This is a genomic window from Streptomyces sp. NPDC030021, assembly GCF_055574035.1.
In genome coordinates this window covers 421913-448151 of record NZ_JBVIAH010000003.1, presented here as the reverse complement: position 1 = coordinate 448151, position 26239 = coordinate 421913, and the positions used below count along the sequence as shown (strand labels likewise).

General features: G+C 70.2%; 21 protein-coding genes. 10 read left to right on the top strand and 11 right to left on the bottom strand.

All coding sequences use genetic code 11. The annotated features are described in order from the left end of the window. Positions 1-585: 585 nt before the first annotated feature. The 3 genes from gltX to ACZ4YL_RS08060 all read right to left on the bottom strand — a co-directional run bounded on the left by gltX (position 586) and on the right by ACZ4YL_RS08060 (position 3145). A complete protein-coding gene (gltX, locus tag ACZ4YL_RS08070) occupies positions 586-2061 on the bottom strand; it encodes a glutamate--tRNA ligase (protein WP_468114638.1) in 1476 nt (491 codons plus the stop codon). Then, a complete protein-coding gene (locus ACZ4YL_RS08065) occupies positions 2054-2860 on the bottom strand; it encodes a fumarylacetoacetate hydrolase family protein (protein ID WP_468114636.1) in 807 nt (268 codons plus the stop codon). Before ACZ4YL_RS08065 ends, gltX begins: the two co-directional genes overlap by 8 nt. A gap of 96 nt (positions 2861-2956) precedes the next feature. Continuing rightward, positions 2957-3145, bottom strand: coding sequence for a hypothetical protein (locus ACZ4YL_RS08060; protein ID WP_150259656.1), 189 nt, complete (start codon positions 3143-3145; stop codon positions 2957-2959). Between the two features lie 579 nt (positions 3146-3724). Between ACZ4YL_RS08060 and ACZ4YL_RS08055 the strand changes: the two genes are divergently transcribed. The 8 genes from ACZ4YL_RS08055 to ACZ4YL_RS08020 all read left to right on the top strand — a co-directional run bounded on the left by ACZ4YL_RS08055 (position 3725) and on the right by ACZ4YL_RS08020 (position 14006). Continuing rightward, positions 3725-7357 (top strand): sensor histidine kinase, encoded by a 3633-nt coding sequence (locus ACZ4YL_RS08055; protein WP_468114634.1) that lies wholly within the window; start codon positions 3725-3727, stop codon positions 7355-7357. Positions 7358-7366: 9 nt separating this feature from the next. Continuing rightward, entirely contained in the window at positions 7367-7780 is a 414-nt protein-coding gene (locus ACZ4YL_RS08050) for a roadblock/LC7 domain-containing protein (RefSeq protein ID WP_030708442.1), read from the top strand. A gap of 152 nt (positions 7781-7932) precedes the next feature. Continuing rightward, positions 7933-8325, top strand: coding sequence for a DUF742 domain-containing protein (locus ACZ4YL_RS08045; RefSeq protein ID WP_030014827.1), 393 nt, complete (start codon positions 7933-7935; stop codon positions 8323-8325). Further along, a complete protein-coding gene (locus tag ACZ4YL_RS08040; protein ID WP_266605322.1) occupies positions 8306-8890 on the top strand; it encodes a GTP-binding protein in 585 nt (194 codons plus the stop codon). Before ACZ4YL_RS08045 ends, ACZ4YL_RS08040 begins: the two co-directional genes overlap by 20 nt. 293 nt (positions 8891-9183) lie before the next feature. After that, entirely contained in the window at positions 9184-12366 is a 3183-nt protein-coding gene (locus tag ACZ4YL_RS08035) for a sensor histidine kinase (protein ID WP_468114632.1), read from the top strand. Between the two features lie 10 nt (positions 12367-12376). Next, positions 12377-12790 (top strand): roadblock/LC7 domain-containing protein, encoded by a 414-nt coding sequence (locus ACZ4YL_RS08030; RefSeq protein WP_030037347.1) that lies wholly within the window; start codon positions 12377-12379, stop codon positions 12788-12790. Between the two features lie 93 nt (positions 12791-12883). Further along, a complete protein-coding gene (locus ACZ4YL_RS08025; RefSeq protein WP_030016788.1) occupies positions 12884-13438 on the top strand; it encodes a DUF742 domain-containing protein in 555 nt (184 codons plus the stop codon). Beyond that, positions 13419-14006, top strand: a complete 588-nt coding sequence (locus ACZ4YL_RS08020) for a GTP-binding protein (RefSeq protein WP_215149809.1) — start codon at positions 13419-13421, stop codon at positions 14004-14006. The genes ACZ4YL_RS08025 and ACZ4YL_RS08020 overlap by 20 nt, the downstream gene beginning before the upstream one ends. Before the next feature lie 172 nt (positions 14007-14178). Here the strand turns inward: ACZ4YL_RS08020 and ACZ4YL_RS08015 are convergent, their stop codons facing one another. Both ACZ4YL_RS08015 and ACZ4YL_RS08010 read right to left on the bottom strand, forming a co-directional pair. Beyond that, entirely contained in the window at positions 14179-14379 is a 201-nt protein-coding gene (locus ACZ4YL_RS08015) for an acyl-CoA carboxylase subunit epsilon (RefSeq protein WP_468114630.1), read from the bottom strand. Between the two features lie 23 nt (positions 14380-14402). After that, the gene (locus ACZ4YL_RS08010) at positions 14403-15986 is read right to left on the bottom strand and encodes an acyl-CoA carboxylase subunit beta (protein ID WP_468114628.1); all 1584 of its coding nucleotides are present in this window, start codon (positions 15984-15986) and stop codon (positions 14403-14405) included. 272 nt (positions 15987-16258) lie between these two features. On the opposite strand from ACZ4YL_RS08010, the gene ACZ4YL_RS08005 reads away from it, so the two are divergent. Beyond that, positions 16259-16879 carry a YceI family protein gene (locus ACZ4YL_RS08005; RefSeq protein ID WP_468114626.1) on the top strand — a complete coding sequence of 207 codons (621 nt, stop codon included), beginning with the start codon at positions 16259-16261 and terminating at the stop codon, positions 16877-16879. 35 nt (positions 16880-16914) lie between these two features. Here ACZ4YL_RS08005 and ACZ4YL_RS08000 read toward each other — a convergent pair whose 3' ends face one another. From ACZ4YL_RS08000 to ureA, 6 genes are all read right to left on the bottom strand, one after another. After that, on the bottom strand, positions 16915-18273 hold the full coding sequence (locus ACZ4YL_RS08000) for a hypothetical protein (protein ID WP_468114624.1): 1359 nt from the start codon (positions 18271-18273) through the stop codon (positions 16915-16917). 121 nt (positions 18274-18394) lie between these two features. After that, entirely contained in the window at positions 18395-20023 is a 1629-nt protein-coding gene (gene cimA, locus ACZ4YL_RS07995; protein WP_468114622.1) for a citramalate synthase, read from the bottom strand. A gap of 328 nt (positions 20024-20351) precedes the next feature. Then, entirely contained in the window at positions 20352-20972 is a 621-nt protein-coding gene (locus ACZ4YL_RS07990) for a TetR/AcrR family transcriptional regulator (RefSeq protein ID WP_468114620.1), read from the bottom strand. Positions 20973-21012: 40 nt separating this feature from the next. Next, on the bottom strand, positions 21013-22062 hold the full coding sequence (locus ACZ4YL_RS07985; RefSeq protein WP_468114618.1) for an agmatine deiminase family protein: 1050 nt from the start codon (positions 22060-22062) through the stop codon (positions 21013-21015). A 30-nt stretch (positions 22063-22092) separates the two neighbouring features. Next, positions 22093-23775, bottom strand: a complete 1683-nt coding sequence (locus tag ACZ4YL_RS07980; protein WP_468114841.1) for an urease subunit alpha — start codon at positions 23773-23775, stop codon at positions 22093-22095. A gap of 47 nt (positions 23776-23822) precedes the next feature. Next, entirely contained in the window at positions 23823-24533 is a 711-nt protein-coding gene (gene ureA, locus ACZ4YL_RS07975) for an urease subunit gamma (RefSeq protein WP_468114616.1), read from the bottom strand. 156 nt (positions 24534-24689) lie between these two features. On the opposite strand from ureA, the gene ACZ4YL_RS07970 reads away from it, so the two are divergent. Beyond that, positions 24690-26117, top strand: coding sequence for a cytosine permease (locus ACZ4YL_RS07970; RefSeq protein WP_468114614.1), 1428 nt, complete (start codon positions 24690-24692; stop codon positions 26115-26117). Positions 26118-26239: the final 122 nt, after the last annotated feature.

Below are 26239 nucleotides of genomic sequence, written 5' to 3'. Positions count from 1 at the left end.
ACGCCACGATCGAAGCCGCCGAACAGGTGCTGGCGAAGCGGTGCATGGCCGGCCACTCGCTCGCCTACCGGCCGCCCGAGGCGGCGCCGCGGCCCCCCGGGGTCGACCGCCGGTACGGCCTGTCGGAGCAGGACTCCGCCCCTTGCCCCCGGCTACCGCCTCCCGCCCTCGCAGCCCCCGGCGCAGGCCGGAGAACTCAGCAGGGAACAGATATTCGTGCTGTACGACAGGCGGGGATCGGAAGGGAAAACGGGCCGCTCGAATACGGGGGAAAGGCGATCCCCGAAGAGGGCTGCCTCGGGCAGTCGATTCTCGATTTCCGCAAGGATTACGAGCACCCGCAGGAGTTATCAGGACTCCCTCGCCCGCTCCGAGGTGCAGGCAGCTTTCCAGAAATGGTCCGCCGGCATGAAGGGAAAGGGCTACTCGCACGCGTCGCCGATGGAGCTGCACCTGAAGAAGGTCGCCGCGGCCCGGACCATCCGCACGGAGGGCTGATCCTCCTCACCGCTCAGACCACAGAGCTCAGGCCCGGACCCCTGGCAACTGCCTCGGGGTCCGGGCCTGGTCTTCGTACGGGAGCGGCTACGCGGCGAGCTTGGCCAGCGCCGCGTCGATACGGGCCAGCGAGCGCTCCTTGCCCAGGATCTCCAGGGACTCGAAGAGCGGCAGGCCGACCGTGCGGCCGGTCACGGCCACGCGGACCGGGGCCTGGGCCTTGCCGAGCTTGAGGCCGTGGGCCTCACCGGCGGTCAGGACGGCCTGCTTGAGGGACTCGGGGTCGGCCCAGTCCGCCGACTCCAGGTTGGCGCGCGCCGTGGTGAGCAGCGCGGCCGGCTCGCCCTTCATCGCCTTGTCCCATGAGGCCTGGTCCTCCACCGGCTCCTTCAGGAACAGGAAGTCGACGTTGGCCGTGATGTCCGACAGGACGGTCACCCGGGTCTGGGCGTACGGGGCGATCCGCGCCCAGGCCTCGGCGTCGAAGTCCTCGGGGGCCCAGTTGGCGTGCGGGGCCTGCAGCCACGGGGCGCAGGCGTCCGCGAAGGCCTTCGGGTCCAGCAGGCGGATGTGGTCGCCGTTGATCGACTCGGCCTTCTTCAGGTCGAAGCGGGCCGGGTTCGCGTTCACGCCGTCGATGTCGAACTTCGAGACCATCTCCTCGATCGAGAAGACGTCCTGGTCCTTGGAGAAGGACCAGCCGAGGAGCGAGAGGTAGTTCAGCAGGCCCTCGGGGAGGAAGCCGCGCTCGCGGTACAGGTTGAGCGAGGCCTCGGGGTCGCGCTTGGAGAGCTTCTTGTTGCCCTCGCCCATCACGTACGGCAGGTGGCCGAAGGCGGGGGTGCTCTTGGCGACACCCAGCTCGATCAGCGCCGCGTAGAGGGCGATCTGCCGGGGGGTCGAGGACAGCAGGTCCTCGCCGCGCAGGACGTGCGTGATCTCCATCAGCGCGTCGTCGACCGGGTTGACCAGCGTGTAGAGCGGGGCGCCGTTGGCCCGGACGATGCCGAAGTCCGGCACGTTCTCCGGGGTGAAGGTCAGCTCGCCGCGGACGAGGTCGGTGAAGGTGATCGGCTCGTCGGGCATCCGGAAGCGGACGATCGCCGGGCGGTGCTCGCCCTGGTACGCCTCGACCTGCACGGGGGTGAGCTCGCGGCAGTGGCCGTCGTACCCGGAGGGCTTGCCGGCGGCGCGGGCGGCCGCGCGGCGGGCGTCGAGCTCTTCGGTGGAGCAGTAGCAGTGGTACGCGTAGCCGCCGTCGAGCAGCTTCTTCGCGACGTCCGCGTAGATGTCCATGCGCTCGGACTGGCGGTACGGGGCGTGCGGGCCGCCGACCTCGGGGCCCTCGTCCCAGGTGAAGCCGAGCCAGCGCAGCGAGGCGAGCAGCTGGTCGTAGGACTCCTCGGAGTCACGGGCCGCGTCGGTGTCCTCGATGCGGAAGACGAACGTACCGCCGTGGTGGCGGGCGAACGCCCAGTTGAAGAGTGCGGTCCGGACCAGGCCCACGTGGGGGTTGCCGGTCGGGGAGGGACAGAAACGTACGCGGACAGGTCCGTTAACCACGCTTGATCACCTTGTTGGTGAGAGTGCCGATGCCTTCGATGGTGACGGCGACCTCGTCGCCGACGTTGAGGGGGCCGACTCCGGCCGGGGTCCCCGTGAGGATGACGTCGCCGGGCAGCAGCGTCATGGCCTCGGAGATGTGGACGATCAGGTCCTCGATGGAGCGGACCATGTCGCTGGTGCGGCCGAGCTGGCGCTGTTCGCCGTTGACCGTGCACTGGATGGTCAGGTCGCTCGGGTCCAGGTCGGTCTCGATCCAGGGGCCGAGGGGGCAGGCACTGTCGAAGCCCTTGGCCCGGGCCCACTGCTTCTCCCGCTGCTGGACGTCGCGCGCGGTGACGTCGTTGGCGCAGGTGTAGCCGAGGATGACGTCCTTGACGCGCTCCTTCGGGACCTCGCGGCACATACGGCCGATGACCACGGCGAGCTCCGCCTCGTGGTGGAGGTCCTGGGAGAAGGAGGGGTACGTGATCGGGTCGCCCGGGCCGACCACCGAGGTGGAGGGCTTGAAGAAGGTGATCGGGGCGTCGGGACGGCCTTGATCGTCGAAGATGGCGTGGCCGAGCTCCGCCGCGTGCTCCGCGTAGTTGCGGCCGATGGCCACGACCTTGTTCGGGAGCACGGGCGGCAGCAGCCGGACCTTGCTCATCGGGACCTTCGTGCCCGAGAGCTCGAAGTCCGCGAAGGGGATGCCCTTGATGATGTCGAGAACGAGCGTGGAGTCGTCGCCGGGGGCGCCGTCGCCCTCGACCGCGCCGAACGCGACGTTGCCGTCGATCGAGAACCTGGCGATGCGCACCTGTTGCGTCTGCCCCTCTGTATTTCCGCTGGCTGGAGTCTGCGGACCCCAGGCTAACGCGGCGGGCAGCGGCGCTTCACGTTCCTTGAGGGGTGGCTACTCCGCGGCGGCGGCGACCGGCACGTTCATCAGGACGGTGCGGCGCGGGTTCGCGGTCTGCGTCGGCAGCTCGACGGCGTGCTCCGGGGTGGCCGGTGCCGCCTGCAGTTCCTCGGCGTCCTTGAGGTGCGCGAGGGTCGTGCGGCGGGGGTTGGCTATGTTGCGGAACATCGTCGTCGTCTTCATCGGAGTTCGGGGTCCTCGGTTCGATCTATGGGTGTCGGTTGTCGCATGCACCAACCCTGGCGCCAACCCTTTAAGGGGCAAGGCTAAACATCTGAATCCCCCGGCGAACCAGGAAGTAATGGCCACGGCTGTGTGAGTTTGCTCACCCTTGACCCGACATTACCGGCATAATGGACAGTCAACTTCACCCCCCGAAACGGACATTGCGCCACTGAATGCGCCATTCCGCTCCTGATCATCTCGACTGGGACACCTTGACAGCCAGGTTATTTGGGTGGCGTAAGTCCGTTTTCTACCGAATGCAGTCGCACATCGCGTAGCCCATCTGTCACAAGCCGTAACCGACTCTCCGGGCCGGTACTCGCACCTTGTTGGAGATCCTCCACTGTGCTGGAATTCGCGGGACCGCCGCGGGAATCAGCCGGCGCGCAGGTGGCGCGACACCGCGCCGAGCGCGGTGGCAAAGAGAGGAAGACGCGCCGGTCACCGACGACCACCATGGGGCGGCAAGTGCCCCACGACTCGACACCGTCCCACCGGTCTCCCGGCGGGACGCCTGGTCCAGAGGTTGCGACGCTAGTGCAGGGACGATTCAAGAGGGATGGCAGCGCTGCGGCGGAGCAGGAGCCGCGCGGCGGGACCGACCGTGGCTCCTCGCCCCAGCACGCCCAGAACCGCGGGCCGGCTGTCGAAGGCGCAGGCCCCGACACCTCCGCCGCGGTGAAGGCGAAGGGCCGTGGGAAGTCCGTGAAGGCCAGGGTCAAGGCGAAAGCCGTGCCCGCCGCGCCCGCCGGACCGGCTGAGCAGGACGAGGCGATACCGAAGGCCCAGAACGGGCCCGGTTCTCGTCTCGCCATGCAGAACTGGCGCATCAGTACGCGACTGGTGTCGCTGCTGACCCTGCCGGTCGTCGCCGCCACCACGCTCGGTGGTTTCCGTATCAACGACTCGCTCAACGACATCGCGCAGCTGGAGCACATGCAGCTGCTGACGACGATGACGCGACAGGCCACCAACCTGGCCGCCATGCTCCAGGAGGAGCGCGACCTCTCCGCGGGTCCGCTCTCCCTCTCCAGGGGCAAGACGACCAGCAGTGTCGATGTCGTCCGTCAGCAGACGGACACCGCTGCCAAGGCCTTCGCCGCCGCGACCGACAAGGTCGACAGCACGGGCGTGAAGGACGACACGCTCAGGTCGATCCGTAACAACGTCCTGCAGATCGGCCGTCAGCTCACCAACATCGAGACGATCCGCACCCGGGCGTACGTCAACGGCGCCCAGCAGACCGTCAGTGAGTACAACGCGGTCATCGTCTCGCTGCTCTCGCTCTCCCAGGACATGGCGCAGGCCACCTCCAACCCGGAGATGATCAAGCGTACCCGTGCTCTGGCCGCGTTCTCCGCCGCCAAGGAGTACGCCTCCATCCAGCGCGCGATCATCGCCGCCTCGCTCCCCGACACCAACGAGCGCCAGGGTGAGCTGAAGGAGAACGACCGGCTGTACGCCCTCTCCGCCCAGAAGGGCGAGCAGCAGGCGAAGACGACCTTCGGACTCGTCTACCAGGGCCGGACCGAGGAGCTCCTCGCGGGTCTGGGCGACAGCAACTCCGAGATCTCCACCGCCGACGGCTACTCCCGCCGCGTCCTGGCCAGCCAGGACGCGTTCCTCCGGGAGAAGAACCGCTCCTGGCTCGACTGGTACGACGCCGACGGCACCAAGCTCCAGGCCATGAAGGTCATCGAGCTGACCCTGCTCGAGGAGATGGAGCAGAAGGCCCGTGAGCTGAAGAACGAGGCCCAGCAGGACGCCATCATCAACGGTGCCCTGATCCTCCTCGTCCTCGGTGTCTCCCTCGTCGGCGCCTTCGTCATGGCCCGCTCGATGATCCGCTCGCTGCGCCGCCTGCAGGACACCGCGACGCGCGTCGCGCAGGACCGGCTGCCCGAGCTCGTCAAGCAGCTCTCCGAGTCCGACCCGCAGGACGTGGACACGTCCGTGGAGTCGGTCGGTGTGCACACCCGCGACGAGATCGGCCAGGTGGCCGCGGCATTCGACGACGTGCACCGCGAGGCCGTCCGACTCGCCGCCGAGCAGGCCCTCCTGCGAGGCAACGTCAACGCGATGTTCACCAACCTCTCGCGCCGCTCTCAGGGCCTCATCCAGCGTCAGCTCTCGCTCATCTCCGAACTGGAGTCGCGCGAGGCCGACCCGGACCAGCTGTCCTCGCTCTTCAAGCTCGACCACCTCGCGACCCGCATGCGCCGTAACGGCGAAAACCTCCTCGTCCTCGCGGGCGAGGAGCCGGGCCGCCGGTGGACCCGCCCCGTCCCGCTGGTCGACGTGCTCCGTGCCGCCGCCTCCGAGGTGGAGCAGTACGAGCGTGTCGAGCTGGCCTCGGTGCCCGGCACCGATGTCGCCGGCCGCGTGGTCAACGACCTCGTGCACGTCCTCGCCGAGCTGCTGGAGAACGCCACCTCGTTCTCCTCCCCGCAGACCAAGGTCAAGGTCACCGGTCACGCACTGCCCGACGGCCGCGTGCTCGTCGAGATCCACGACACCGGTATCGGCCTCTCCCCCGAGGACCTCGCCGCGATCAACGAGCGGCTCGCGTCGCCGCCGACCGTGGACGTCTCCGTCTCCCGCCGCATGGGTCTGTTCGTGGTCGGCCGTCTGTCCCTGCGACACGGCATCCGGATCCAGCTGCGCCCCTCCGACTCGGGTGGTACGACGGCCCTCGTCATGCTGCCGGTGGACGTCGCCCAGGGCGGCAAGAAGCCGGCTCCGATGCCGGGCCAGGGTGGTCAGGGCGGCCCCGGTGGCGCTCCGGGTGCTCCCGGTGCGCAGGGTGCCGTGGGCGGTCCGGCCGCACGTCCGTCCGTGGGCTCGGGCCCGCAGCGCGGTCAGGTCGCCGGTGGCGGCCAGCGCGCCGCTCTGCCGGGCCGCGACGGTGCCGGCCAGCGTCCGCAGGGCCCGCAGGGCGGTCGCCCGCAGCAGGGTGGTCCCGGTGGCCGTCCGCAGCAGGGTCCGACCACCGCGGGTCAGGGCCAGGGGGCCTTCGGTTCCGGTGCGCCGCTGCCGGCCCGCGGTCCGGTCGCCAGTGCCGGATTCGGCGGTGGCCCGCAGGCCCGTCCGGCTTCCGGTCCGACCGGATACCCGCAGGGCAACGGCTTCGAGCGACCCCAGCAGGCTCAGCAGCAGCCGCAGCAGCAGTCCCAGCAGCCGGCCCCGCCCGCGGCACCGGCTTCGAACGGACCCCGGCCGCAGCTGCCGCCGCGCGGTGGCGCTCCTCGTGCGGAGCTCCCCGGCCCGCAGACCACCAGCTGGGGCAGCGACCAGGCGCGCGGTCACGACGAGCTGTCGGGCCCCGGCTCGACGGCCGAGTTCGCCCGCCCGGACTTCAACGCCCCGATGCCCCAGGCGGACGGCGGCAACAGCACGACCGGACAGTTCGAGCGTCCGGACGTGCGGGGCCCCATGAACCCGTCCTCCACCGGACAGTTCGAGCGCCCGGGCTACCAGCCCCAGCGCCCCGGCGGCCCCGGTGTGGGCGGCTACGCCCCCCAGCAGCCCCAGGCTCAGGCTCCGCAGGCCGGCAACGGGTACGCACCCGCACCGCCCGCGCGTCCCGAGACCCCGCGGCTGCCGCAGGCCCACCGGCCGGAGGCGCTGCCCCCGGCCCAGAGCTCCGGTGACGCCCGCAGCCCGATCTTCGACACCCTGGAGTCGAACTGGTTCCGCGAGGAGGGGCAGCAGCCCCCCGCGCAGGGACCGGGCACGGCGATCCCCCAGCAGGGCCAGCAGTCGCAGCAGTCCGCTCCGGCAGCCCCGCAGCAGCAGCCGCTGCCGCAGCGCGGCCAGGAGCAGGCGGCCGAGTCCGCCGCCACGGCGACCGGCACCACGCCGACCGTCAGCTGGCGGTCCTCGCCGAACGACGAGCTGATGCGGCAGGCCGAACGCGTGCGTCAGCCCGCCGCAGGCGGCATCACGACCTCGGGGCTGCCCCGCCGGGTCCCGCGGGCGAACCTCGTGGCCGGCACCGCGCAGCAGCAGACCGAGGCGCAGGCGGGTCCGCAGGTCTCGCGGGCGCCGGACGACGTCCGCGGCCGTCTGACCAACCTCCGACGCGGTATCCAGCAGGGCCGTCAGGCCGGCAACAACGGACCGGCGACCGGCAGTTACCACATCGACCCCACTTACCAGCAGGAGCGTTAGTTGAGTTCGATGAGCCAGGCGGCACAGAACCTGAACTGGTTGATCACCAACTTCGTGGACAACACCCCCGGGGTGTCCCACACGGTGGTGGTCTCCGCCGACGGACTCCTTCTGGCGATGTCCGAAGGATTCCCCCGCGACCGCGCCGATCAGCTGGCGGCCGTGGCTTCCGGACTGACCTCGCTGACCGCCGGTGCCTCCCGTATCTTCGAGGGCGGCGCCGTCAACCAGACCGTGGTCGAGATGGACCGGGGTTTCCTCTTCCTCATGTCCGTCTCGGACGGATCCTCGCTGGCCGTACTGGCGCACCCCGAGTGCGACATCGGCCTCGTGGGCTACGAGATGGCTCTTCTGGTGGATCGCGCGGGCAGTGTCCTCACCCCGGACCTGCGCGCCGAACTGCAGGGAAGTCTGCTCGGCTGACTTCCCACTCTCCCGGCCGGACGGTACTACCGGCCGGGAGATCGGGGCCCCGCCCCGGAATCCAGTACGCCCGCCAGGCCGTCATCCCGTTCCCCCCACCGGCCGCCCCGTAAGACGGCACGCTGACCACTGCTGTCCAGCCCGGAGGATCAATGACCCCGCCCCCCGCCTACTCCGATTCGTACGGAGACTCGTACTCGGAAGGCGATCAGCCGCTGGTGCGTCCGTACGCGATGACCGGCGGCCGGACCCGGCCCCGCTACCAGCTCGCCATCGAGGCTCTGGTCAGCACCACCGCGGATCCGATGCACCTGTCCGGCCTGCTCCCGGAGCACCAGCGCATCTGCACGCTGTGCCGCGAGGTCAAGTCGGTCGCCGAGGTCTCCGCACTGCTGTCGATGCCGCTCGGTGTCGCCCGGATCCTCGTCGCCGACCTGGCGGAGGCCGGAATGGTGGCCATCCACCAGCCGGGCAATGGAGAGGCCGGCGGCACGCCGGATGTAACGCTGCTCGAAAGGGTGCTCAGTGGCCTTCGGAACATCTAGCGGAGCGGCTCCTGCTCGCTCCACCACCTCCGCGAAGATCGTGGTGGCGGGCGGCTTCGGCGTGGGCAAGACCACGTTCGTCGGAGCCGTGTCGGAGATCAACCCGCTGCGCACCGAAGCCGTGATGACCAGCGCCTCGGCCGGGATCGACGACCTCACCCACACCGGTGACAAGACGACCACCACCGTCGCCATGGACTTCGGCCGCATCACGCTCGACCAGGACCTGATCCTGTACCTCTTCGGCACCCCGGGCCAGGACCGCTTCTGGTTCATGTGGGACGACCTGGTCCGCGGCGCCATCGGTGCGATCGTGCTCGTCGACACGCGCCGCCTCGCCGACTGCTTCCCCGCCGTCGACTACTTCGAGAACAGCGGCCTGCCGTTCGTCGTGGCCCTCAACGGCTTCGAGGGGCACCAGCCCTACACCCCGGAGGAAGTCCGCGAGGCCCTGCAGATCGGCCCCGGTGCTCCGATCATCACCACCGACGCCCGCCACCGTGCGGACGCCAAGAGCGCACTCATCACGCTCGTCGAGCACGCCCTCATGGCGCGGCTCAAGTAACACGGTTTCAGTTGTCGTGCGGGAGGGGCGGGCTGTGTCTTACGACACGGCCCGCCCCTGTCGTTCATAACGTTTCGACAGAGAATTGCAGCCATTTGGCAACGGGGTGCGGTCGCCTGGTACCACTGCGCGCACAACTGTCCCCGTTTTTGCCGCAGGACGCTCTTTATGTCCGGTTTATGTAGGGCATAAGCTTCTGGGTACGGCCGGATTCAACTGTTTGGAACACGGCCGTTAACCGTGCTGGAATTCAACGAACTAGCTAGTAGCACCGCCGAGAGGTTGTTGGTCGAGTGAGGCGAAGCATCGCAAGCCCCGCGGATGAACCCGCGCGCGGCAACTTCACCCCGCCGCCGCGAGCGGCCGCGTCGCCCGTCGACGTGCCCGTGGACCCGCCCGCGAGCAGCGGGAGCAGCAGCAGGTTCTCGCCCCGCAACTGGCGTGTGCCGACCCGTCTGAACGCCATCCTGCTCGTGCCGGCCCTCGTGGGTCTGGTCATGGGCGGCTTCCAGGTGAAGGGCTCCATCGACACCTGGAACGAGGCCAAGGACGCCGAGAGCATAGCCATGGTCGTCCAGGCGGCCTCGGGCTACAGCCAGGCACTGCTCAACGAGCGTGACCTGACCGCCGAGCCCCTCCTGAACGGCCAGACGAAGGACCCGAAGGTCCTCAAGGCCTACGCGGACACCGTCGCGGCCAAGGAGAAGTTCGACAAGGCCGTCAAGGACATGCCGAAGAACCTCGGCCTGGAGCGGCGCCTGGACCTCTTCCGCGCGGAGGAGCCCAAGCTCGACGCCGTACGCGACAAGGCGTACTCGGCGGCGATTGAGAGCCCCAAGAAGAATCTGCCCAACGCGGCCGGCCCCATCCCGACCGAAGAGGGCTATGTGCTGGTCCAGCACTACCTCATGCAGTTCGCGAACGAGCTCGGTCTCGGCACCGGCAACGTGACCTCGTACGGCCGCATGGTCTACGCGATCCAGCTGGCCAAGGCGGCGAACTCGCTGCAGCGCGCCGTCGGTACGCACCTGCTGGTGCGTCCGAGCACCGACGAGAACACCCGCAAGGCTCAGCTCGTCGCCTTCTCCTCCTACGCCTACCTCGAAGACATCGCCATCGGCGAGTACGTCGCGGCGGGTACCGAGGACGACGTGAACCGCCTCAAGGCGGTCATGGCCAAGAAGTCCGAGGAGGGCAAGGCCAAGATCGCCGACGCGAAGCACCAGGCCGAGCAGGCCGGTGTCCGCTTCACGCCGCCGCCGACGATCAACGACTCCGCGCTCCTCGGCATGACCGACGCGATCGCCAACAGCGAGAGCAAGAAGAAGCTCTCCGAGACCGGGGCGACCCCCGCGTTCTGGCAGGCCGCCGCCACCGCGAAGTTCGATGGTTACGACGAGGTCGAGAAGGAACTCCTCGACAAGGCCGTCAAGGACGCCGTCGCGGTCTCCGACGACGCCCGCACCGACGCCATCGTCAACGGCGCCATCGTGGTCGTGGCCCTGCTCGCCGCCTTCATCCTCGCCGGCATGATGGCCCGCCAGATGGGCCGCGCGATGGCCCGCCTGCGCACCGCCGCCTTCGACATCGCCGAGCAGCGCCTGCCGATGCTCGTCGACCAGCTCTCGCGCACCGATCCCGGCAAGGTGGACACCCGTGTCCACCCCATCCCCATCGACTCCCAGGACGAGATCGGCGAGGTCGCCCGCGCCTTCGACCAGGTCCACCGGGAAGCGGTACGGCTCGCGGCCGAGCAGGCGCTCCTGCGAGGGAACGTCAACGCGATCTTCACGAACCTCTCCATTCGCAACCAGTCGCTGATCGAGGGCCAGCTGACCCTGATCACCGACCTGGAGAACAACGAGGCCGACCCGGACCAGCTGGAGAACCTCTTCCGCCTGGACCACCTGGCCACCCGTATGCGCCGCAACGGCGAGAACCTCCTCATCCTCGCGGGCGAGGAGCCGGGCCGCCGCTGGGACCAGCCGGTCCCGCTCGTCGACGTGCTGCGCGCCGCCTCCTCCGAGGTGGAGCAGTACGAGCGCATCGAGCTCTCCGGTGTCTCGGAGGCCGAGATCCACGGCCAGGCCGTGACCGACCTCGTGCACCTGCTCGCCGAGCTCCTGGAGAACGCCACCACGTTCTCCTCCCCGCAGACCAAGGTCCGCGTCAACGCGACGCGTCTGCCCGACGGCCGCGTGATGGTCGAGATCCACGACAAGGGCATCGGCCTCACCGCCGAGGACTTCGCGGACATCAACCACAAGCTGGCCAACCCGCCGACCGTGGACGCCGCGATCTCGCAGCGCATGGGTCTGTTCGTGGTCGGCCGGCTGGCGGACCGCCACAGCATCCGCGTCCAGCTGCGCCCCTCGGGCGAGGCTGCCGGTACCACCTCGCTGGTCATGCTCCCCGACGCCATCACCCACGGTGGCGGTGGCGAGGGCATCCCGGACGACGACTTCACGGTCTCCCAGATCATCCCGGAGCAGCAGGCCCAGCAGGCCGCCCCGCTGCGCACCGCCGCCGAGCTCGGCTTCGACGACTCGCGGTACGAGCAGCAGGGCCCCGACGGCCTCACCGCCGACCCGGTCGGCCGGTCCCTGGGACAGCAGGAGCGCCGGGCCGCGCTGGCGGCCCAGGTGGGTTACCCGCAGGACCAGCAGCAGTACTCCGCCCAGGAGTATCCGGAACCTCAGCCGGAGCACGGGTACCAGGAGTACCAGGGCTACGAGCAGCAGTCCGAGCAGGCCTACGACACCTCCTACGAGGCCCAGCAGGCCCAGCAGGGCTACGAGGCGTACCCGCAGCAGGACTACGGCTATACGGAAGACGGTTACCCGGACCAGCAGCCGGCCACCCAGGGCTACGACAATGGTTTCGAAGCCGGGTCGGGGCAGGCCGAATGGCCCGAGCAGAACACGTATCCGGCTGCCTACCAGCAGGATTACGGGACTGAATCGGAATCCCAGGCCGTCCCCGAACCGGCTCCGGAGCGCGTAGGCTTCGACCGTCCGGGTGCCGCTGCCGACACCGGTCACGCGATGACCGGAGCGGGCCTGCCGCGACGCGGCAGCCAGCAGCAGTGGCCGCCCGGGAAGCAGGAAGCGGAGTCCACCGGATCCCTCTTCGAACAGCGGTCGCCGCGTCAGCAGCAGCCCGCCGAAACGGAGCGGGCGCCGGAGGGAACTGAAGGCACCGCCGCCTGGCGTTCGCGCAACGACGAACGCTGGCAGCAGGCCGGAAAGCTCCGTGAGCCGAAGGCGGGCGGGGTCACCCCGTCCGGTCTCCCTCGGCGCGTGCCCAAGGCCAACCTGGTCGAGGGCGCAGCGGAGACGACCCCGCAGGGCGGCCCCCAGGTCTCCCGCGCTCCTGAGGACGTCCGCGGCAGGTTGAGCAACCTGCGGCGCGGTGTCCAGCAGGGACGCAGCGCGGGTTCTGAGCAGTCAAGTAACAGCTATGACCAGGAGCGTTAGTGTGAGCCCGATGAGCCAGGCGGCACAGAACCTGAACTGGTTGATCACCAACTTCGTGGACAACACCCCCGGGGTGTCCCACACGGTGGTGGTCTCCGCCGACGGCCTTCTTCTGGCGATGTCCGACGGATTTCCGCGCGACCGCGCCGATCAGCTGGCGGCCGTGGCCTCCGGACTGACCTCGCTGACCGCCGGTGCCTCTCGCATCTTCGAGGGTGGCGCCGTCAACCAGACCGTGGTCGAGATGGACCGGGGATTCCTCTTCCTCATGTCCGTCTCGGACGGTTCGTCCCTCGCGGTGCTCGCGCACCCGGAGTGCGACATCGGCCTCGTGGGCTACGAGATGGCTCTTCTGGTGGATCGCGCGGGCAGTGTCCTCACCCCGGATCTGCGCGCCGAGCTGCAAGGAAGTCTTCTCAACTAGCAGACAGGCAGTGCGTTTCGCGCCATCGCACCATAGGGTGCGGTGGCGCGGTTCCACAGGGAGTACTGCGTACTTGGAGTCGGAGGAGGAAACGTGACAACACCCGGAGGACATCCTTATGGCGGCGCGCAGCAGCCGCAGGGTGGGCACGACCAGAACCGCTTCAACTTTCCCTCCGCACCGAGCCGGCCCGTGCCGGAGCAGAACCCCTACCAGCAGCAGCCGTACGGACAGCCCCAGCAGCCCCAGTACCAGATGCCTCAGCAGCAGCCTCCGCGCGCCGCGCGGCAGCCGGCGCCGAAGGCCCACAACCCGCTGGTGCGCCCGTACGCGATGACCGGCGGCCGTACTCGGCCGCGCTACCAGCTCGCCATCGAGGCGCTGGTCAGTACCACGGCGGATCCCGCGCGTCTGCAAGGGCAGTTGCCCGAGCACCAGCGCATCTGCCGCCTGTGCCAGGAGATCAAATCCGTCGCGGAGATCTCGGCACTTCTCTCCATTCCTCTTGGTGTCGCCCGCATCCTCGTCGCCGACCTGGCGGAGGCGGGCCTTGTCGCCATTCACCAGCCCGGCGGCGACGAGTCTGCCGGTGGCCAGCCAGATGTGACACTGCTCGAAAGGGTGCTCAGTGGACTTCGCAAGCTCTAACGGCGGAGCGGCTCCTGCTCGCTCCACCACCTCCGCGAAGATCGTGGTGGCGGGCGGCTTCGGCGTGGGCAAGACCACGTTCGTCGGCGCGGTCTCCGAGATCAACCCGCTGCGCACCGAAGCCGTGATGACCAGCGCCTCGGCCGGGATCGACGACCTCACCCACACCGGTGACAAGACGACCACCACCGTCGCCATGGACTTCGGCCGCATCACGCTCGACCAGGACCTGATCCTGTACCTCTTCGGCACCCCGGGCCAGGACCGCTTCTGGTTCATGTGGGACGACCTGGTCCGCGGCGCCATCGGTGCCGTCGTGCTCGTCGACACGCGCCGCCTCGCCGACTGCTTCCCCGCCGTCGACTACTTCGAGAACAGCGGCCTGCCGTTCGTCGTGGCCCTCAACGGCTTCGACGGGAACCAGGCCTACACCCCGGAGGAAGTCCGCGAGGCCCTGCAGATCGGCCCGGACGCCCCGATCATCACCACCGACGCCCGCCACCGCGCGGACGCCAAGAGCGCGCTCATCACGCTCGTCGAGCACGCCCTCATGGCGCGCCTGCGGTAGCAGCCCTGCCGCATCCGACAGGCCCCCGTGTCACACGACGCGGGGGCCTTCGCCATGGGGCGTTCCTGCGTCTCCCGGGCGCCTTCGGGGCCTCGCGCGTACGGCGCCCCCGCGGGGGTACGCGGAAGGCCCCGCACCCTGGACGGGTGCGGGGCCTTCTGGGCTCGGGAACTCAGCCCTGCCAGCTGTGCGGGGCGCGGAAGCCGGGCGTGCGCTCCAGGCGGCGCCAGCCGGCCTGGCCGGGCACGCGCACCGGGGTCTCCTCGGGCGTGGCGGCGGCGCGGGCGAGGAGGATCGCGGTGATCGCGGCCAGTTCCTCGGGCGCGGCGCTGCCCTTCTCGACCTTCAGCAGGGTGTCGGCGGTGATGCTCATGTGGTGGCAGGTCTCCTTCGCGGTTACTGCGGCGGGTTGCCGTGCTTGCGGGACGGCAGATCGGCGTGCTTGTTGCGGAGCATCGCGAGGGCGCTGACGAGGATCTCGCGGGTCTCGGCGGGGTCGATGACGTCGTCGACGAGGCCGCGTTCGGCCGCGTAGTACGGGTGCATCAGTTCGGCCTTGTACTCCTTGACCATGCGCACGCGCATGGCCTCGGGGTCCTCGGCGTCCGCGATCTGCTTGCGGAAGATGACGTTGGCCGCGCCCTCGGCGCCCATCACGGCGATCTCGTTGGTCGGCCAGGCGTAGGTGATGTCGGCGCCGATGGACTGGGAGTCCATGACGATGTACGCGCCGCCGTAGGCCTTGCGCAGGATCAGCGAGATCCGCGGGACGGTGGCGTTGCAGTACGCGTACAGGAGCTTGGCGCCGTGGCGGATGATGCCGCCGTGTTCCTGGTCGACGCCCGGCAGGAAGCCGGGGACGTCCAGGAGGGTGATGATCGGGATGTTGAAGGCGTCGCACATCTGGACGAAGCGTGCGGCCTTCTCGGAGGCCTCGATGTCCAGGACGCCGGCGAGGTGGCCGGGCTGGTTGGCGACGATGCCGACGACCTGGCCGTTCATCCGGGCGAGGGCACAGATGATGTTGCGGGCCCAGCGCTCGTGGATCTCCAGGACGTCGCCTTCGTCGACGAGTTCCTCGATGACCTTGAGCATGTCGTACGGGCGGTTGCCGTCGGCGGGGACCAGGTCCAGCAGGACCTCGCTGCGGCGGTCGGCCGGGTCGGCCGTCTCGTGGACGGGCGGGTTCTCGCGGTTGTTGGAGGGCAGCATCGAGATGAGGTAGCGGACCTCGGAGATGCAGGTCTCCTCGTCGTCGTACGCGAAGTGCGCGACGCCGGAGGTCTCGGCGTGGACGTCGGCGCCGCCGAGGCCGTTCTGGGTGATCTCCTCGCCGGTCACCGCGCGGACCACGTCCGGGCCGGTGATGAACATCTGCGAGGTCTCGCGGACCATGAAGACGAAGTCCGTCAGGGCCGGGGAGTACGCGGCGCCGCCGGCGCAGGGGCCGAGCATGACCGAGATCTGCGGGATGACGCCCGAAGCCTTGGTGTTGCGCTGGAAGATGCCGCCGTAGCCGGCCAGCGCCGAGACGCCCTCCTGGATACGGGCACCGGCGCCGTCGTTCAGGGAGACCAGCGGGGCACCGGCCGCGATGGCCATGTCCATGATCTTGTGGATCTTCGTGGCGTGGGCCTCGCCCAGCGCGCCGCCGAAGATGCGGAAGTCGTGCGCGTAGACGAAGACCGTGCGGCCCTCGACCGTGCCCCAGCCGGTGATCACACCGTCCGTGTAGGGCTTCTTGTTCTCCAGGCCGAACCCGGTCGCCCGGTGCCGGCGCAGCTGCTCGACCTCCCGGAAGGAGCCCTCGTCGAGCAGCAGCGCGATGCGCTCACGGGCGGTCAGCTTGCCCTTCGCGTGCTGCGTCTCGGTCGCACGGTCGCTGGGGCCGCGCCTGGCCTGCTCACGCAGGGAGTGCAGCTCGGCCACGCGCCCTCGGGCGTCCGTCGGCTCGCTCGGGGTCTGGTCCACAACGGTCATGTACCGACCTTACGAAGATCGCGATGAAAAACCTCCGTTCATTCCTCACAGTCTCGGAAGACTTCCGCTGTCCGGCCCGCACAGTACGCCCAGTGGATGTACGGACTCCGCCAGACGAGGCGCTCGCTCGTTGTGGGACCTTCACAAAACTGCCTGACACGCCGCCTAGATGTTGAAATTTAAACGGAATGGGTCTAGCGTCATTCTCGTTGAAGTCGTTGAAGATTCAACAGATTCTTCAGACCGAGCAGCACACTACCGAGGAGCAAGTCATGGGTCTCTTCACCCGCCGCAGCCAGAACGTGAACGTCCAGGACGGCGCCGCCGTCGCCACGCTGGAAGTGGACCCGGCGCTCGCCGCGCTCACCGGTCACTACGTCATCGACCCCGCACACAGCAGCATCGGCTTCACCGTCCGCCACGCCATGGTCACCAACGTCCGCGGGGCCTTCACCGAGCACGAGGGAACCCTGCACCTGGACGGCGCCGACCCGGCCCGCTCCACCGCCTCCATCGACGTGAAGATCGCCTCCGTCGACACCGGCATCGCCGACCGCGACGGCCACCTGCGCAGCGGCGACTTCTTCGACGCCGAGACCTTCCCGCTGATGACCTTCCGCTCCACCGAGGCGCGTCAGCTCGGCGGCGACACGTACCGCATCACCGGCGAGCTGACCATCAAGGACGTCACGCGCCCGCTCTCCATCGACCTGGAGTTCAACGGCTCGGCCACCGACCCCTACGGCAACGAGCGCGTCGGCTTCGAGGGCTCCACCGAGATCCTGCGCTCCGACTGGGGCCTGACGTGGAACGCCGCCCTGGAGGCCGGCGGTGTGATGGTCAGCGACAAGGTGAAGCTGACCTTCGACATCTCCGCCATCAAGCAGGCCTGACGGGCGGGCTCCCCGACGGCCGGAACTGGGGGCGGCTAGAAGCCGCCCCCGCCGTCGAAGCCGCCGCCCCCGTCGAACCCTCCGCCTCCGAAGTCCCCGCCTCCGAAGTCGGACGGGTTGAAGTCGGCCCCGGAGACGTCCCCGCCCTCGAAGCCGCTGCCCATGCCGCCACCGAAGTCCGAGGCGTAGGCGGGGCTGGACATCATCGAACCGAGCATCGTGCCCACCAGCAGGCCGGGCAGGATGCCGCCGCCGAAGTACCCGCCGGCCCAGGGACCGTACGCCGGGCCGGCGTCGTAGTACGGCCGCGGCCCGTGCTCCGTCTCGACCGTGCGGACCGCCGGGTCCAGGCCGTCGCGCAGCCGCACGGCGTCCGCCGTGCAGACCGGCACGCTGCGGGCCGCCCCGCCGGCCGGAGCCCAGGTGGCGTCCTCGGCGCTCGGCCCGTGGCGCGGGTCGAAGAAGCAGGGCGAGCGGCGCTCGGGAAGCGGCCTGCCCTGCCGGCGCGCATCGAGGGTGGCCAGCGCGAAGCGGCCGTCCTCCAGTGCCTGGGTGGCGCCCTTGACCTCGTCGGGGCGCTGGACCGAGGCCATGATCTGCTTGGCCTTCTCGTACGAGTCGAGCCCCTGCTCGTAGTCCTTGCGCATGGCGTCGTCGGCGCCGGGCTCGCCGGGGTGGAAGTCGAGCCGTTCGAGCTCCTCGCCGAAGGCCGTGATGTCCTCGTCGACGACCACGGCCAGCCGGGCGACGGCCTCGCGCCGGATCTGTTCCTTCTGCTTCCGGTTGCGGCGGACCAGCGCGTACGCACCGCCGCCGCCCACCACGGCCACCGCGCCGAGGGCGATCAGTCCGCCGACCGGGGCGCCCTGGTCGGCTCCGGTCGTGCCCCAGGAGGCGGGGGCGCTGCCCTTGACCTGGGTCAGGGCCTGGTCCACGAAGTTGTTGAGCTGTGTGTTCGCATTGACCGGTGCGCCGGTCTTCACGGCCTCGGTCAGGTTGCGCACGGCCTGGTTCGGCATGACCACCCTGTCGGCGCCGGCATCGAAGCCGTCGCCGAGCCGGATCGCGTAGAGCCCGGTGATCCCGGTCTCGGCACGGACCGCACCGAGCACCTTGTCCGGCGGGAACTCGGCGGTGGCCGGCAGCACGGCCACGAACACCGGCTTCCCCGCATCCTTGATCTTCTTCGCGAGCGCGTCCGCCTGGGCCGTGGACAGCTGCGCCTCGGCCCCGGGGGCGACGTAGACCGGGCCCTCCTTGAGGGCCTCCCCCACGGCCGCGACCCCGGTGGCCGCCGACGCCTGCGGCGCGGCGACGAGGGCGGTCGCCGACAGCCCCAGCAGCAGACCGGCCAGCAGCGATCCGAAGCGTATGGACATCAGCCTGGTCTTCATATCCAAGACGCTACCGGAACCGGTACTTTCCCGTGTGAGCAGGACATAAGGGCCCCCGCCGGGCCGAAGCCCGGCGAGGTGAGGTCCGGCGGACGCGGGCCGACGACACGGACCTGGCGGGCTACTCGGCGGGTTCGACGCCCGCGTGCAGCAGGCCGTAGGTGAACGCGTCCTCCAGGGCCTGCCAGGACGCCGCGATCACGTTCGGGGCCACGCCGACCGTGGACCACTCGCGTTCACCGTCCGTCGTGGCGACCAGCACGCGGGTCGTGGACTCCGTGCCGTGCGTGCCCTCCAGGATGCGGACCTTGTAGTCGACGAGCTCGAACTTGGCGAGCTGCGGGTAGAACCGCTCCAGCGCCACCCGCAGCGCCCGGTCCAGCGCGTTGACCGGGCCGTTGCCCTCCGCCGTGGCGACGATCCGCTCGCCCTTGGCCCACAGCTTGACCGTGGCCTCGTTGGCGTGGGTGCCGTCCGGGCGGTCCTCGACGATCGCCCGCCACGACTCGATACGGAAGTACTTGCGGGCGCGGCCCTCGGCCTCGGCGCGCAGCAGCAGCTCGAAGGAGGCGTCGGCCGCCTCGTAGGTGTAGCCCCGGAGCTCCCGCGCCTTGACCCGCTCCACGACCCGGGAGATGAGCGCGCGGTCCCCGCCGAGGTCGACGCCGAGCTCCTTGCCCTTGAGCTCGATGGAGGCGCGGCCGGCCATGTCGGAGACCAGCATCCGCATGGTGTTGCCGACCCGCTCGGGGTCGATGTGCTGGTAGAGGTCCGGGTCGACCTTGATGGCCGAGGCGTGCAGGCCCGCCTTGTGCGCGAAGGCGGAGACGCCGACGTAGGGCTGGTGCGTGGAGGGGGTGAGGTTCACGACCTCGGCGATGGCGTGCGAGATCCGGGTCATCTCGGCGAGCGCCCCGTCGGGGAGCACCTTGCGCCCGTACTTGATCTCCAGGGCGGCGACGACGGGGAAGAGGTTGGCGTTGCCGACGCGCTCGCCGTACCCGTTAGCCGTGCACTGGACGTGGGTGGCGCCCGCGTCCACCGCGGCCAGGGTGTTGGCGACGGCGCAGCCGGTGTCGTCCTGGGCGTGGATGCCCAGGCGGGCGCCGGTGTCGGCGAGGACGGTGGCGACGGTGGCGGTCACCTGGGCGGGCAGCATGCCGCCGTTGGTGTCGCAGAGGATGACCACGTCGGCGCCGGCCTCGTGGGCGGCGCGTACGACGGACTTGGCGTACTCCGGGTTGGCCCGGTAGCCGTCGAAGAAGTGCTCGCAGTCGACGAAGACACGGCGGCCCTGGGCGACCAGGTGGGAGACGGTGTCACGGACCATCTCCAGGTTCTCGTCGAGGGTGGTGCGCAGGGCGAGCTCGACGTGGCGGTCGTGGGACTTGGCGACGAGCGTGATGACCGGGGCGCCGGATTCCAGCAGGGCCCGCACCTGCGGGTCCTGGGCGGCCGAGCCGCCCGCGCGCCGGGTCGCGCCGAAGGCGACCAGCTGGGCGTTCTTGAAGGCGATCTCCGCGCGGGCGCGGGAGAAGAACTCGGTGTCACGGGGGTTGGCGCCGGGCCAGCCGCCCTCGATGAAGCCCACTCCGAAGTCGTCCAGATGCCGGGCGATCGTCAGCTTGTCGGCGACGGTGAGGTTGATGCCCTCGCGCTGGGCGCCGTCACGCAGGGTGGTGTCGAAGACGTGGAAGCTGTCGTCCAGGCCCTCTGACAGCACGGTTGCCGCCTCTGGTGTCGTCGTCATGCTGATCTGACTCCTGTCGGATGAGTGGTTCCGGATATGCCCGGCATCCACTGCCCCCATCATCGCGCGCGGTCCGGTCCCGGCAGGGATGGTCCGGGAAACGAAAAGACCTCTCGCGGGTAGCGAGAGGTCTGCGCGCGGGTCCGAGGCACGGTGGCCGCTTCCGCGAAGTTCTTCCACGGTTCAGCGGCCACTGGGGACCGGCGCGCTGCTGGCGATAATCATGAGCTGAGCAGGCACGCTGGCAGTGTGCCACACCGCTCGCCGTGGATGGACAGGCATCTCAGCATGCGGGCAACGCCGCGACGGGCTGAGACGCGCGCTCCGGCTAGGGCCGTGGGGAGAGGGTCTCCGTCAGGAATTCCCTCACGTGGGTGAGGATCGCCGTGCGGTCCAGCGTCGGCAGGCCCACCGCCAGCTGGATGCTGAATCCGTCGAGCAGGGCGCGGACGCGGGTCGCCACTCGCTCGGCGTCCACCGGGCGGAACTCCCCGCGCGAGATGCCCTCGGCGAGCAGCGCGACCAGGTCGCGGTGCCAGGCACCCTCGATGGCCGCCTGCCGGTCGCGCTCCTGGGGGCCGGCGTTCTGGGAGCGGTTCCAGACCTCCAGCCACAGCGTCCAGTGCGGGTCCCGGGCGCGGGTGGGGACGTACAGGTCCACGTACGCCTGCAGGCGCTCGCTCACCGGACCGCGGCGGGCGAGCAGGGCCCGCCGCTCGCCGCCCAGTTCCGCCTCGCTCCACTCCAGGGTCTGCAGCAGGAGCTCGTCCTTGCTGCGGAAGTAGTAGAGGAGGTGGCCGCTGCTCATGCCGACCTCGCGGCCCAGTCCGGCCATGGTCAGGCCTTCCAGGCCGCGCTCGGCGATCGTGGCCATGGCGGCGACGAGTACGTCCTCGCGCGGCGGCGCGTTCTTCCGCGCCGCGCGTACCGGCACTCCACCCGCCACCATGGACCCACTCCTTGTCGGTCGGCTGCCGGCCGTCTGCGGATCAGACCTTCGGCTGCTGCTGGGTGATGCAGTGGATACCGCCACCCCCGGCGAAAATCGTACGTGCGTCAACGAGGGTCACGGTCCGCTCGGGGAACAGTCCGCGGAAGATCTCGGCGGCCTCCTCGTCGCGCGGGTCGTCGAACGCGCACAGCACGACACCGCCGTTGCACAGGTAGTGGTTGATGTACGAGTAGTCCACCCACTCCCCGTCCTCCTCCAGCACGGTCGGCGCCGGGACCTCCACGACCTCCAGCCGCCGGCCGCGGGCGTCGGTGGACGCGCGCAGGATGGCCGCGATGGTCTTGCAGCGCTCGTGGTCCGGGTGGGCCGGGTCGGGCTGGCTGTGGACCATGACGACGCCGGGGCGGGCGAAGGCGGCGACGATGTCGACGTGGCCCTGGGTGCCGTAGGTGCCGTAGTCGCCGGCCAGGCCGTACGGCAGCCAGATCGCCTTGGTGGTGCCGAGGTGGGCGTGGATCTCGGCCTCCACCTGCTGGCGGGTCCAGCCGGGGTTGCGGCCCTCGCCCAGCTGGACGGTGTCGGTGAGGAGCACGGTGCCCTCGCCGTCGACGTGGACGGCGCCGCCCTCGTTGACGAGCTCGGTGCTGTACGTGCGGGTGCCGGCCACGTCCGAGACGTGCCGGGCGATCTTCGAGTCGTGGTCCCAGCGGGCCCACTCCTGGGCGCCCCAGCCGTTGAAGGTCCAGTCGACGGCGGCGAGCTCGCCGGCGGCGTTGGTGACGAAGGTCGGGCCGATGTCGCGCATCCAGGCGTCGTCGAGCTCCTGCTCGACCAGCTGTACGTCGTCGCCGACGTGTCCACGGGCGCTGTCCGCATCGCCGGGCGAGACCACCAGGGTCACCGGCTCGTACGCGCGGACCGCGCGGGCGACGGCGCCCCAGGCCGCGCGGGCCTCGGCGAGCTCCTGCTCGTTGGTGAAGGTGGGGTTGGGGCTGGGCCAGGCCATCCAGGTGCGCTCGTGGGGCGTCCACTCGGCGGGCATCCGGAATCCGGCGTCGACCGGCTTGGCGGGCTGATGGGCGGTCATGGCAGGCAGGTCCTTACGGGCTGTGCTGACTTACAGGAAGTACAGGCGGTTGAGGGAGACCGATTCGGCGGCTTCGGAGCGCAGCGGTTCCCCGTCGAGGGAGACCAGTCCGCTGCGCGCGTCCACATCGACCGCGCCCACCCGGGAGTTGAGCAGGAGGTCCTCGGGGCCGATCCCCCGGGTACCGCGGACGGCGACGCGGCGCCGTCGGGTCGGCATCTCGTCGCTGCCGAGGGCCGCGGCCGCGGCGGAGACGAAGGCGACGGAGATGTCGGCGGGCGTGGCCCCGTACGAGCCGAACTGCGGGCCGAGGACGAGTGGTTCGCAGGTGTCGGTGGCGGCGTTCGGGTCGCCGGTGACGCCGTAGGCGGGGAAGCCGGACTTCAGGACGAGTTGTGGCTTGGCGCCGAAGAACTGCGGGCGCCACAGCACGATGTCGGCGAGCTTGCCGATCTCGATGGAGCCGATCTCGTGTGCGAGTCCGTGGGCGATGGCCGGGTTGATGGTGAGTTTGGCGATGTAGCGCAGGACGCGGGCGTTGTCGTCGCCCTCGCCGTCGCCGTCCATCGGGCCGAGCTCGCCCTTCATCTTGGCGGCCATCGCGAAGGTGCGGCGGATGGTCTCGCCCGCGCGGCCCATGCCCTGGGCGTCAGAGGAGGTGATGCCGATCGCGCCCAGGTCGTGCAGGACGTCCTCGGCTCCCATCGTCCCGGCCCGGATCCGGTCCCGGGCCATGGCGGCATCGCCGGGCAGGTCGGGCTTGAGGTCGTGGACGGAGACGATCATGCCGTAGTGCTCGGCCACCGCGTCCCGGCCGAAGGGCAGCGTGGGATTGGTCGAGGAGCCGATCACGTTCGGCACGCCCGCCATCTTCAGAACATTGGGCACGTGCCCGCCGCCGCAGCCCTCGATGTGGAAGGCATGGATGGTCCGGCCGTCCAGGACCCGCAGGGTGTCCTCGACGGAAAGGCACTCGTTCAGCCCGTCACTGTGCAGGGCGACCTGCACGTCATGCTCCTCGGCCACCCGCAGCGCCGTGTCCAGGGCCCGGGTGTGCGCGCCCATGTCCTCGTGCACCTTGAACCCGCACGCACCGCCCTCGGCGAGCGCCTCCACCAGCGGGGCATCATCCGAGGAGGAGCCGCGGGCGAGGAAGCCGATGTTGACGGGCCAGGCGTCGAAGGCGCTGAAGGCGTGCTTCAGCGCCCACGGGGAGTTGACGCCGACGCCCCAGACGGGGCCGAACTCCTGGCCGATGACCGTGGTCACACCGCTCGCGAGCGAGGCCTCCATGATCCGCGGGGACAGCAGATGGACATGGGTGTCGACGGCCCCGGCGGTGGCGATCAGCCCCTCGCCCGACACGATCGAGGTGCCGGTGCCGACGACCACGTCGACACCGTCGAGGGTGTCGGGATTCCCGGCCCGGCCGATCGCATGGATCCGGCCCCCGCGGATACCGATCGACACCTTGCGGACACCGAGAACGGCATCGATGACCAGCACATTGCTGATCACCACGTCACAGGTCTCCCGCACCGCGGCAGCCTTCAGATGCAGACCGTCACGGGCCGTCTTCCCGAAACCCGCCAGGAACTCGTCACCCGGCCTCTGCGCATCATGCTCCACCCGGACGGTCAGCCCGGAATCACCCAGCCGCACCCGGTCCCCCGCCCGCGGGCCGAACACCGACGCATACTCGTACGGATCGATATGCCGGCTCCCCGGCGCACAGTGATCGCTGTGCGGGATCTTCTTGCTCACGCCCGGCCTCCGTCCCCGTGTTCGGCGGTGACGCCGAGGTAGCCGCAGGCCGCCGCGCGGCGCAGGGCCTCGTCCCTGGCTCCGGGTGCATCCAGGGGCCCGTCGACCAGACCCGCGAAACCGATCGCGATCCGGTCCCCGCCGATGGGCACGAGGCCTACCTCGCCCTCGCCGTGGGGGTCGAACCGTACGGACGACCCCGCCGGCACGCACAGCCGCATCCCGTAGGCCGCGGCCCGGTCGAAGTCGAGCCGCGGGTTCGCCTCGAAGAAGTGGAAGTGCGAGGTCACACTCACCGGCACGGCGGCGGTGTTGCGCACGTGCAGGTGCAGGACCGGCTCCGGCTGGGGGGCGCCGGGTCCGGGAACGACCGCGCCCGGGGCGTCGTCGCCGAGCGGGACCGCGCCCTGGATGGGGGACGAGACCACCGCGAGACGGGATCCGTCGTCGAAGACGGCCTCCACGTGCACCTCGGCAACCACGTCGGCGACGCCCGGCAGGACATCGCCCGGGCCCAGCACGCTGCGGGCCTCCTCGATGGCCTCCGCGAGCCGCTTGCCGTCGCGCGCCGCCTCGCAGACCGTGTCCGCGATCAGCGCGGTGGCCTCCGGGACGTTCAGTTTCAGGCCACGGGCCCGCCGGGCCCTGGCCAGCTCCGCAGCGCTGCGGAGCAGCAGCCGGTCGCGCTCCGTAGGGGTCAGCCGCACGCCGATCCACCACCTCTTGAGTCGATGGGTTAGAGCATCACTCTAACTCTTCATTTCGACGGAGGGAATCATTGACCTGAGGGCCGGCCTTGAGTCACATTGAGTGTCGCTCAAACAAAGCGCAACCACCCCCCGCCCTGCCAAGGGAGTCCCCCCATGCCCATCGAACAGCGCGGAGTCGACACCATCCCCGAGGACGAGCGGACGAGCGGTCCCCGTGACCTGATCTCGATCCTTCTCGGGTCCAACCTCTGCCTCGGTGTGATCGTCTTCGGCTGGCTGCCCCCGTCCTTCGGACTGGGCCTGTGGCCCTCGGTCACCGCCATCGTGACCGGCACGCTCGTCGGTATCGCCTTCACCGCGCCGCTGGCGCTCGTCTCCCTGCGCACCGCGACCAACCTCTCGACCTCCAGCGGCGCACAGTTCGGCGTCCGCGGCCGGCTCGTGGGCTCGGTGGTGGGTCTGCTGCTCTCGCTCGGCTACACCGCGCTCACCCTGTGGATCGGCGGCGACGTGATGGTGGGCGTCCTCTCGCGGCTCACCGGGCTGCCGGACACCGGCGCCACGCGCGGCATGATGTACGGCGTACTCGCCGCGTGTACCGTCGTCGCGGCCGTCTTCGGCTACCGGCTGCTGCTGCGCATGAGCAAGATCCTGGCCATCGGCATGGTGGTGCTGCTCGCCATCGGCGTCTTCGCCTACTCCGGGGACTTCACCACCGTCGCCCCGCCGGACACCGCGTACCTGCTCGGCTCCTTCTGGCCGACCTGGATCCTCGCCGCCGTCGCCGCCGGACTCAGCGGCCCGGTCGCCTTCATCACGCTGCTCGGCGACTACACCCGTTACATCTCCCCGCACCGGCACAGCTCCCGCAAGGTGCTCTGGGCCACCGGGTTCGGACTGCTCTTCGGCCTCCTGATCCCGCAGCTGTTCGGCACCTTCACGGCACTCGCCGCCCGGGCCGGAGCCGAGTACGCCGGCCCGCTGGTGGCGGCCTCGCCCGTCTGGTACCTGATCCCGCTGCTCGCCGCCGCCGCGGCCGGCTCGGTCGGCAACGCCGGGCTGATGCTCTACTCGATGGGCCTCGACCTCGACGCCATCGTGCCCAAGGCCACCCGGACCACGGCCACCCTGGTCGCCGCGGCGGTCTCCACCGCCTTCGTCTTCATCGGCTCCTTCGAGTGGGACGTGCAGTCCGCGATGACCTCGTTCGTACTGCTGCTGACCGCGATCGGCACCCCTTGGGCCGTGATCACCCTCATCGGGTACGTGCGCTGCCGCGGGCGTTACGACGCCGACGCGCTCCAGGTCTTCAACCGCCGCTCGGTGGGCGGGATCTACTGGTACCGCTCCGGCTGGAACGTCGCGGCCACGGCCTCCTGGGCGATCGGCGCGGGCATCGGCCTGCTCGCCGTGACCACCCCCTTCTACGAGGGCCCGCTGCTCGCCCTCACCGGCGGCGTGGACTGCTCCTTCGTCCTGTCCGGCCTGACGGGCGGCCTCGTGTACGCCGCCCTCACCGCCCGCCGCTCCCCCGCCCCGGTCCTGGCGGTCGCCGCCGCCGAGGAGCCGGCGAACGCCTGAGGTCCCCCCGTACGCGCACGGGCCCGGGGGGGGGGGGGGGGGGGGGGGGGGGGGGGGGGGGGGGGGGGGAGGGGGAGGGGGGGGGGGGGGGGGGGCGAGGGGGGGGGGGGGGTGCGGAAGCT